The sequence below is a fragment of the Chamaesiphon sp. GL140_3_metabinner_50 genome, from assembly GCF_025361915.1.
Classification (GTDB): Bacteria; Cyanobacteriota; Cyanobacteriia; order Cyanobacteriales; family Chamaesiphonaceae; genus Chamaesiphon.
Genome location: NZ_JANYJC010000316.1, coordinates 1 through 8,104 on the forward strand (window position 1 = coordinate 1; position 8,104 = coordinate 8,104).

Below are 8,104 nucleotides of genomic sequence, written 5' to 3' on the forward strand. Positions count from 1 at the left end.
TTGGCCCGCCAGGATAGCCTAAGTTGAGTAATCTAGCGACTTTATCAAAGGCTTCTCCCGCCGCATCGTCGCGGGTGGCTCCGAGTTCGGCATATACGCCACAATCTTTAACATGAATGAGGCTAGTATGTCCGCCAGATACCAGCAAACACAGAAATGGTGGCTCTAATTCTGGCGAACTCAAATACGATGCGTAAATATGCCCTTCAAGGTGATGAACGCCCAGAAATGGCTTGTCATGGACTATTGCTAAAGTTTTCGCCGCGCTCATGCCAATTAAGAGCGCACCCACCAATCCCGGCGCGACAGTTGCCGCAATCCCGTCGATTTCTGTCCAATCTAAAGCGGCTTCTTGAATTGCGCGATCGACTAATTCAGTAATTATTAATAAATGTTGCCGCGACGCTATTTCTGGTACCACACCTCCATATTGGGCGTGAATTGGAATTTGAGAAGCGATAATACTGCTGCAAACTTTACGATTGTTAACAATTGCTACCGCCGTTTCGTCACAACTTGTTTCAATTGATAAAACTGTTGTCATTAGCTGCTAATTTTAAAGATGAAAATAGAAATAAATAGTCTGGTCGATCGTCGCAGTGCAACTGTTAATTCAGATATTACACCAACTCGTTAACGTAGCCTCTTCCCTGGAGAAGATCCTGCCTAGCGATCGCGAACGGGCTAGCCCCAGCTCCTTAATCTCTATCATATCGGCGATCTTTCGCGATCGACACGAAAGACTGCCAAAAATTTCCAAAAGGCTATTGTAGTTTTTTTACTAAATCAGATCGGCAGCCCGATGTGTGGTTTGTAAATAAAACTATTTGTTTTGTTATATAAGGAAACAATCGCTATGAAAAAACTGTTGGCTTTGGTCTTTGCCATCTGTCTTTGGTTTAACTTTACTCCACTTGCATCTGCGTCAGAAGTAGCTGGACTCGTCCGTTGTGGCGATTCTCCTGCTTTTCAACAGCGTGCGAAAATGGCGCGGAATACCACCAACGACCCCGAATCTGGCAAGAAACGTTTTGAACGTTACTCTCAAGCACTCTGCGGCCCAGAAGGTCTACCACACCTAATTGTAGACGGACGACTCGATCGCGCGGGTGACTTTCTCATCCCTAGCATCTTGTTCCTGTACATCGCTGGTTGGATTGGTTGGGTCGGTCGTGCATACATGATTGCCATCAAAAAAGGTGACAACACCGAAGACAAGGAAATTGTCATCGATGTGCCCTTAGCCGTTAGTTGCATGTTAGGCGGATTCGCTTGGCCCGCTGCGGCTTTAGGTGAATTTACTTCTGGTAAATTAGTTGCTAAAGATAGCGAAATTACTGTTTCGCCTCGGTAAATCTGGTCGTTTGGTATAGCTTGACTTTACTCGATCGGCTATCGAGTTAATGTAGTTGCTTTTACTTAGTTAGCAGTCAACAGCAATGTAACTAATAACTTACCTAATTTACGCATCCCCGCGTTACCGAATGTGCTCACAATCGCAACATATCGATCTTAAATTCTGGAGCTAGTCCATGTCACATTTTCTAAGATTTTTATCTACCGCGCCAGTATTGGCAGCAGTATGGATGACTTTTACTGCGGGAATTATCATCGAGTTCAATCGCTTTTTCCCCGACTTACTATTTCATCCCTTGTAATAATTGGTGTTTAAAACTAGGAATTAGTCATCAGCCTAATTCCTCATTCCCAATCCTTACTCCTCCATTTCCTTAACTATTTTGAGAGGTTTTCTATGGCAAGTCCTCAAGCTGTCAGCAGTCCCAATCCTGAAGTTAGCAACTTAGCTACTCCAGTCAACTCTTCTGGCATAATCAAAGCTTTTATCAGCAACTTACCAGCTTATCGGGCTGGTTTGGCACCCCAACGACGGGGACTAGAAGTCGGCATGGCTCATGGCTACTTCTTACTCGGCCCATTCACCCTGCTGGGGCCACTCCGTCATACCGACCAAGCATATCTCGCCGGGTTAGCTTCCACAATTGGATTAGTCGTAATTCTGAGTGCTTGCCTAGCTATCTATGCTGCTGTCAATACCGCACCACCACTACCTAGTGTTGCGGCTCCCAAAGCACCCGCAGATCTCAATACTGGCAAAGGCTGGAGTGAATTTACCTCCGCCTTCCTGATTGGCGGCATTGGTGGCGCGGCAGTTGCCTACTTATTAGTTGCAAATCTTCCCGTCCTCAGTAGCTTTTCAATCTTAGCTAAATAGATCTAAAATTTACAGTCTTAAATTACCCTATCTTCAACTAGAAGATAGGGTAATTTTTTAATAATCGCCCTTTCAACTTCTTGCACTGAGCGAAGCCGTAGCGTCTCCGTAAGGAGAAGTGTCAACTTTCAACTTTCAACTTTCAACTAAAACCTATGTCCGAAAACCGTATCAGAGTAGCTAAAGATAAAGCCGAACTAGTCAAATCATTAATGGCATCGACCGAAAATAACAGTCCATTTCAGACATATGCAGATATTATTTTATTTGCCGCAGTCTTGGGTGCCAAACAAAAACAACGCATACCTCTAGGCGAAATTTCTAAAAAAGAACCAGGGCCGATTAGTATGGAGATCTTTATTGCTCGTGGATACGACCCGGTGATGAAACTAATTGCGATCGCTGCTACTGAAAATATTAATGTAATTTCACCAGATCGAGCTGATTTTGAACAGCAACGAATTCAGATTTTTGAGGAATATGCCAATGGCGGCTTAGATCTGCTCGATCGAGAATTACGCGGTGCGGTAGACTATACCGAGCGGATCTTATTAATGTTATCGGCTACCCTCGATCGAGGATCGCTACCAGCTCAAGATGCTACCGCACCCGATCCTGTAGAATTCGATCTGAGAAAGTTTTTGGGATAATATTGTTGCAAAGAAACAAAACCAATTAAACTAGGGTCAGTAAGTTGTATGCGTCCATCATTCCACCTAACGGGGAATGCCGTTACTTGGAGATAATATTATGAACGTTCTGCTCCTCTATCCCCGATTCCCCAAAAGCTTTTGGTCGTTTGAAAAAATGATCGAACTGATGGGTTACAAATCCCTGATTCCGCCGTTGGGATTGATCACCGTTGCCGCTATTCTGCCGCAAGAATGGAACTATAAGCTCGTCGATTTGAACGTTCGCGACATTACTGACGCTGATTGGGATTGGGCAGAATTGGTAGTTTGCTCGGCAATGATCGTCCAAAAACCAGATTTACTCGCCCAAATTAAAGAAGCCAAACGCCGTGGCAAACGCGTCGCTGTTGGTGGCCCTTACCCAACCGCTTTGCCAAAAGAAGTCGCTGAAGTTGGCGCAGACTACCTCATTCTCGATGAAGGCGAACTGACTATCCCCCTATTTGTCGAAGCAGTCAAACAAGGGCAAACATCCGGTACCTTCCGCGCACCAAATGGCGAACGTCCTGACGTTACCACTACTCCCATCCCCCGCTTTGAACTGTTAGACTTCGATGCGTATGCCGAAATGTCTGTCCAGTTCTCGCGCGGTTGTCCGTTCCAGTGTGAGTTCTGCGATATTATCGTCTTATACGGTCGCAAACCCCGGACTAAAGATCCAGCGCAAATGCTCAAAGAACTCGATTATCTCTACGAATTGGGTTGGCGGCGCAGTATCTTTATGGTCGATGACAACTTCATCGGCAACAAGCGCAACGTCAAACTGTTGCTCAAAGAACTACTACCGTGGATGGTCGAACATAAGTATCCCTTCTCCTTTGCGACCGAAGCCTCAGTCGATTTGGCAAACGACCAAGAACTGATGGATATGATGGTCAAATGTAACTTTGGTTCTGTCTTCTTAGGTATTGAAACCCCAGATGAAGAAAGTCTCGCACTGACTCAAAAGCACCAAAATACCCGCAGTTCCCTCACCGAAGCTGTCGAACGCATTGCCAAATCGGGGATGCGCGTCATGGCAGGATTTATCATCGGCTTCGATGGTGAAAAAACAGGTGCCGGACAACGAATCGTTAAATTTGTCGAACAGACAAATATTCCCACCGCCGTATTTAGTATGCTCCAAGCACTACCAGATACAGCATTATCGCATCGATTAGAAAGAGAAGGACGATTGCGCGGTACGGCAGATGGCAACATCAACCAAACCACGCTAATGAATTTCGTCCCGACTCGTCCCCTCGAAGAAATTGCCTACGAGTACATGGATGCCTTCGATGAATTATACGAGCCATCGAAGTTCCTCGATCGTACTTACCGTCACTATCTAACACTCGGTGAGGCTACCTATCCCGACAAAGGTGAAGGTCGCAAAAAAGCATTTAGTTGGTTGGTAATACGTGCCTTACTGATTATCTGCTGGCGACAAGGCTTCGTCCGCTCCACTCGTTGGCAGTTCTGGCGCAACCTCTGGAGTATGTATCAGCTCAATCCAGGTGGGGTAAGTAGTTATTTGGGTACTTGTGCCCAAATCGAACATTTCCTAGAGTACAGAGATATCGTCCGCACAGAAATTCAAGCTCAAGTCGAAGAATTCCTCATCGACGAAGCCAAGCTCAAAGCAGCGGCGGCATCTGCACCAGCAGCAATAGAAGTAATGGCAGAAACGGCTGTCTAACAGTTAGCAATTATCGAGCCAGAATCTGGCGAGACTAATGGGAGGGGCAGTTTATAAATTGCCCCTCCCATTATTAATTTTGGGCATTGACATAGATGCTTTAACATCTATAGAACTAGGCTACACTCTAAATAGGAAATATTCTGGATTGTCCTATGAGCTATCAAAATATTATTACCATCGAGCAAGGTAAGCGAGGTGGAAAACCTTGTATTAGAAGAATGCGAATTACTGTATACGATGTTTTGGGGTGGCTGGCTGCGGGCATGTCTCAGGCAGAAATTATTGATGATTTTCCCGAATTGACAGCAGAAGATATCAGAGCTTGCTTAGAATTCGTGGCAGATAGAGAACGTCGTTTATTAGCTGTGGTGGGTGCGATTTGAAATTAAGAATATTAAGTAGCGATCGCAATTTCACTTGGATGGATACCCCAATTTATCCAAGTAATTGCTGACTCAGCAAGATCTATATCCGGAGGTACTCGCAAGATATGAATATGCCCAGTACTTGGACAAATCATCTTTAATAATAATATGGGTTCAATATCGGCTTCACCTTCAATTCTGAGCAACGTATACTCTCGCCAGCTATCCAATTTGACCGCAGACAATTCTTCACAAATGCGATCGTACCCTACATTTTCAATAAGTACTTTACGGATCTCCGCATTATCTTCTTCTAATAACCATTTAGGCTGCCATTCGCTAAATTTAGTCCAATATCTTCGAGGAAGATCTACTCCAAAGCAGAGAACCTCTGGATCGGTAGACAAACCTTGCAACGCGGATAAATCTGTTAGTGGATTACCCTCTAAATTCAAATCTGTTAACTTTTTTAATTTGCCTATGCTTTTTGGTAAGCTAGCTAACTGATTTTCTTCTAGATTTAGATCTATTAATTCACATAAATTGCCAATACTATCTGGCAAGTACATAAGAGAGCTTCCAGTCAGATCTAATCTTTCAATTTTAGTCAAATTACCAATGTTTTCGGGTAACTCTGTTAATCGATTACTCGTCAGTTCCAACTCTTCTAACTTTGTTAAGCGACCTAAATCATTTGGTAATTTAATTAATCTCATGCCGTACAAATTTAAGTGTGTCAGATCGACCAAGTTACAAACACTATCTGGAATATATTCTAAAATATTACCTTCTAAGCTCAGGTAGTTTAACTTAGTCAAGCACCCAAGACTTTCTGGTAATTCAAAAAATTGGTTATGGCTCAAAATTAATGTTTTTAATTTAGTTAAGCTAGAAATATTAGATGGAATATTTACGATCCCGTTATCATCTAAGTCTAAACTAACTAGATTGGTCAAACAAAGAACACTTTCTGGAAATTCAGTCAGCCAATTTCCCGACAAGCACAGATGGGTCAGATTACTTAATTTGCAAATATTATCTGATAGATGAGTCAATAGATTACCACATAGATCGAGATGAGTTGCATTCGTTTCGATTGCGTTTGCAATCCGAACTTCCATTTGTTTATGTCTCACTGCTTCAAGCATTTTGACTTCATCTGAATTATTTATTGCTGACATTATCCCTCAAATTTCCATGCAAAGGTATCGCGAGGTGCAATCGAGCGATTCTCTTAAATACTAGCAACTAACGAAACTAGATCGCGATCGAGAACAGCAAGTGCAGCTTGAATAGTATCGACTTCTTGCATTTCTAATAATGACTCCCCACATTGTTCGCATACCCACGCAGGAATAGCGTCCCATGAAATATGATAGCCATTTCTGTCAATACTAAAAGGTGCGGTTCCTTTCTTCATCTGAGCTTTACAGTATAAGCATTCCATCTTTAAAGCCTCTCTCTAAAATCTGGTGTCCACTGAATTAGATTTGGAATATATGTGGTGATAATAGCTAAATATTCATCTTTGGGAGCACACACAACATGAATGTATCTACTATTCATGACACATCCCAATATTAAACAACTGTGACCTCTGGTATCTTCAGGATAATCTTCAATAACCTCACCTGTCATGATGACATCTTCAACATCTTTTGTTGTAATCATTCGATCTGGGCGAGACATTTGCCGAATCGTATGAGGCAGAAATAATAATCGTTTGCCTGCTGCTAGTCTAACCTGCTCTAAGATGTCTGTCACGTAGATATCTCAACTATTTTTATCTTTGAAATCTACCTAAATCCCCATCCCCAAACGGAGACAGGGACGATTCGGCAAAGCCGTTTCTCCACAGGAGAGGCTCCGCCAACGCATAGCGTCTGCCTTCGCAGAGGCTACGCCAACGAATCTTAACCCACTAACTCTAATCCCCGTTTACATAAAGCTTCAGCAGTGATGCCATTAAACGCCATCAATTGACCCGCAGTAGCCGTAGTTTCGCCGCGCTTCCAGGCGAAGGTATCGCGAGGAGAATTCGATCGCAGCATCACGGGTTCCAACATTGCTGGTGCGCCACCTGTCAGGCCGATCAGGGCACTGCCGCCAAAGATTTCGGCAAACTTAGCATCAGAGAGAAAACCGCCGTCAGGCTGGCTACAGGTATCCCAGGCGACATCGCTAGGGCGATAGAGGCGACGAGGATTGATAATCGAGACGATTTTTGAGCCGATGCCCTCGGTTTTTAAAAACGCAGCGGCTTCAAACGCTGGTGCTAGCGTCATGTCACCGATAACTGCAAAGACTACTTGCTTATCGCCAGGGGTCTCTTGCAAGACTACCGCGCCATCTTCCAAACCTTGACGAGTTTGGGCGAAGGTGGTGCGGATGGGTAGGGGTGATTTGCTGGCGGTGATGACTACGCCTTTATTTTGGGTAGTTAATGCCCAGTCATAGCAGACTTGGATGCTATTGGCATCGGGTGGGAAGACGGGGAAGACGTTACCATTCCGCATCATCGAGGCGAAGTAGGCTTCGATTTCCGGACGTTGGTGCGTCCAGCCGTTGCGTCCTTGTTCCAGTGCGCCTGCGGTGTAGAGGGTGATGGTGGAAGGTGTGGGGCGGCGCAATTCTGCCATTGCTTGGGTGACGGTTTGCCAGATTGGTAAACCATTAATGGCGAAGGATTCGTAAGAACACCAGAGGGTACGCGCACCCATGAGGGCGAGTCCCGCTGCGAGTCCAGCGCAAGCGTCTTCGCTCAGGGGTTCGTATACTTGCCCGTCGGGTGCTTGGAAGTATAAATCGTCGGTGGTGGGGTGGATGATTTTTAGAGCTTGGTTGATATTAGCAATCCCTGAAGCTTCGTTGCCATCGGCGTTGGTGACGAGGAAGTTTTTATCCTGTTGTCCCACGTAGCCGACTAATCGCCCCATTGCGGTGGTGGATACTTTGGCTTCGCCTGCGGCGTATTCTTCGAGGGGGAGCGTACCGATGTTGGGGACTGGGAACACCGATTCAGTCGTGGCTACTTGAGAAGAGGAACCACCGCCAGCGCGTTCGCAGTTAGTCCGCACCAGTTCCCAGGCTTGGAGATGGAGAGCGCGAGTTTTCAAGCCGCTGATAATGTCGG

10 protein-coding genes and 1 pseudogene are annotated in these 8,104 nt (G+C 45.0%); 6 read left to right on the top strand and 5 right to left on the bottom strand.

Annotation, left to right across the window (positions count from 1 at the left end; all coding sequences use genetic code 11):
* The coding region (gene tsaD / locus Q0R35_RS15615) for a tRNA (adenosine(37)-N6)-threonylcarbamoyltransferase complex transferase subunit TsaD (protein WP_295620339.1) at nucleotides 1–544 on the bottom strand (544 nt) is incomplete at its 3' end.
* A 312-nt stretch (nucleotides 545–856) separates the two neighbouring features.
* Between tsaD and Q0R35_RS15620 the strand changes: the two genes are divergently transcribed.
* From Q0R35_RS15620 to Q0R35_RS15645, 6 genes are all read left to right on the top strand, one after another.
* On the top strand, nucleotides 857–1,354 hold the full coding sequence (locus Q0R35_RS15620; protein ID WP_295620342.1) for a Photosystem I reaction center subunit III: 498 nt from the start codon (nucleotides 857–859) through the stop codon (nucleotides 1,352–1,354).
* Between the two features lie 178 nt (nucleotides 1,355–1,532).
* Entirely contained in the window at nucleotides 1,533–1,658 is a 126-nt protein-coding gene (gene psaJ, locus Q0R35_RS15625; protein ID WP_295620345.1) for a photosystem I reaction center subunit IX, read from the top strand.
* 95 nt (nucleotides 1,659–1,753) lie between these two features.
* Complete coding sequence (locus Q0R35_RS15630; protein WP_295620348.1) at nucleotides 1,754–2,233, top strand: photosystem I reaction center subunit XI; 480 nt, start codon at nucleotides 1,754–1,756, stop codon at nucleotides 2,231–2,233.
* A 155-nt stretch (nucleotides 2,234–2,388) separates the two neighbouring features.
* Nucleotides 2,389–2,883 carry a DNA phosphorothioation-associated protein 4 gene (locus Q0R35_RS15635; protein ID WP_295620351.1) on the top strand — a complete coding sequence of 165 codons (495 nt, stop codon included), beginning with the start codon at nucleotides 2,389–2,391 and terminating at the stop codon, nucleotides 2,881–2,883.
* A 100-nt stretch (nucleotides 2,884–2,983) separates the two neighbouring features.
* Complete coding sequence (locus Q0R35_RS15640; RefSeq protein WP_295620354.1) at nucleotides 2,984–4,603, top strand: B12-binding domain-containing radical SAM protein; 1,620 nt, start codon at nucleotides 2,984–2,986, stop codon at nucleotides 4,601–4,603.
* Nucleotides 4,604–4,758: 155 nt separating this feature from the next.
* Nucleotides 4,759–4,989 (top strand): DUF433 domain-containing protein, encoded by a 231-nt coding sequence (locus tag Q0R35_RS15645; protein ID WP_295620357.1) that lies wholly within the window; start codon nucleotides 4,759–4,761, stop codon nucleotides 4,987–4,989.
* A gap of 11 nt (nucleotides 4,990–5,000) precedes the next feature.
* On the opposite strand, the gene Q0R35_RS15650 is transcribed toward Q0R35_RS15645, so the two are convergent.
* From Q0R35_RS15650 to Q0R35_RS15665, 4 genes and pseudogenes are all read right to left on the bottom strand, one after another.
* Nucleotides 5,001–6,152, bottom strand: a complete 1,152-nt coding sequence (locus Q0R35_RS15650) for a leucine-rich repeat domain-containing protein (RefSeq protein ID WP_295620360.1) — start codon at nucleotides 6,150–6,152, stop codon at nucleotides 5,001–5,003.
* A 53-nt stretch (nucleotides 6,153–6,205) separates the two neighbouring features.
* Nucleotides 6,206–6,418, bottom strand: coding sequence for a YgiT-type zinc finger protein (locus Q0R35_RS15655; RefSeq protein WP_295620363.1), 213 nt, complete (start codon nucleotides 6,416–6,418; stop codon nucleotides 6,206–6,208).
* Between the two features lie 2 nt (nucleotides 6,419–6,420).
* Nucleotides 6,421–6,735, bottom strand: coding sequence for a DUF4258 domain-containing protein (locus Q0R35_RS15660; protein ID WP_295620366.1), 315 nt, complete (start codon nucleotides 6,733–6,735; stop codon nucleotides 6,421–6,423).
* A 149-nt stretch (nucleotides 6,736–6,884) separates the two neighbouring features.
* A pseudogene (locus Q0R35_RS15665) lies at nucleotides 6,885–8,104 on the bottom strand (phosphoketolase); the annotation flags it as partial.

Coding starts and splice junctions, on each gene's coding strand:
- Q0R35_RS15620 (WP_295620342.1), top strand. CDS start 857: ATGAAAAAACTGTTGGCTTTGGTCTTTGCCATCTGTCTTTGGTTTAAC.
- psaJ (WP_295620345.1), top strand. CDS start 1,533: ATGTCACATTTTCTAAGATTTTTATCTACCGCGCCAGTATTGGCAGCA.
- Q0R35_RS15630 (WP_295620348.1), top strand. CDS start 1,754: ATGGCAAGTCCTCAAGCTGTCAGCAGTCCCAATCCTGAAGTTAGCAAC.
- Q0R35_RS15635 (WP_295620351.1), top strand. CDS start 2,389: ATGTCCGAAAACCGTATCAGAGTAGCTAAAGATAAAGCCGAACTAGTC.
- Q0R35_RS15640 (WP_295620354.1), top strand. CDS start 2,984: ATGAACGTTCTGCTCCTCTATCCCCGATTCCCCAAAAGCTTTTGGTCG.
- Q0R35_RS15645 (WP_295620357.1), top strand. CDS start 4,759: ATGAGCTATCAAAATATTATTACCATCGAGCAAGGTAAGCGAGGTGGA.
- Q0R35_RS15650 (WP_295620360.1), bottom strand. CDS start 6,152: ATGTCAGCAATAAATAATTCAGATGAAGTCAAAATGCTTGAAGCAGTG.
- Q0R35_RS15655 (WP_295620363.1), bottom strand. CDS start 6,418: ATGGAATGCTTATACTGTAAAGCTCAGATGAAGAAAGGAACCGCACCT.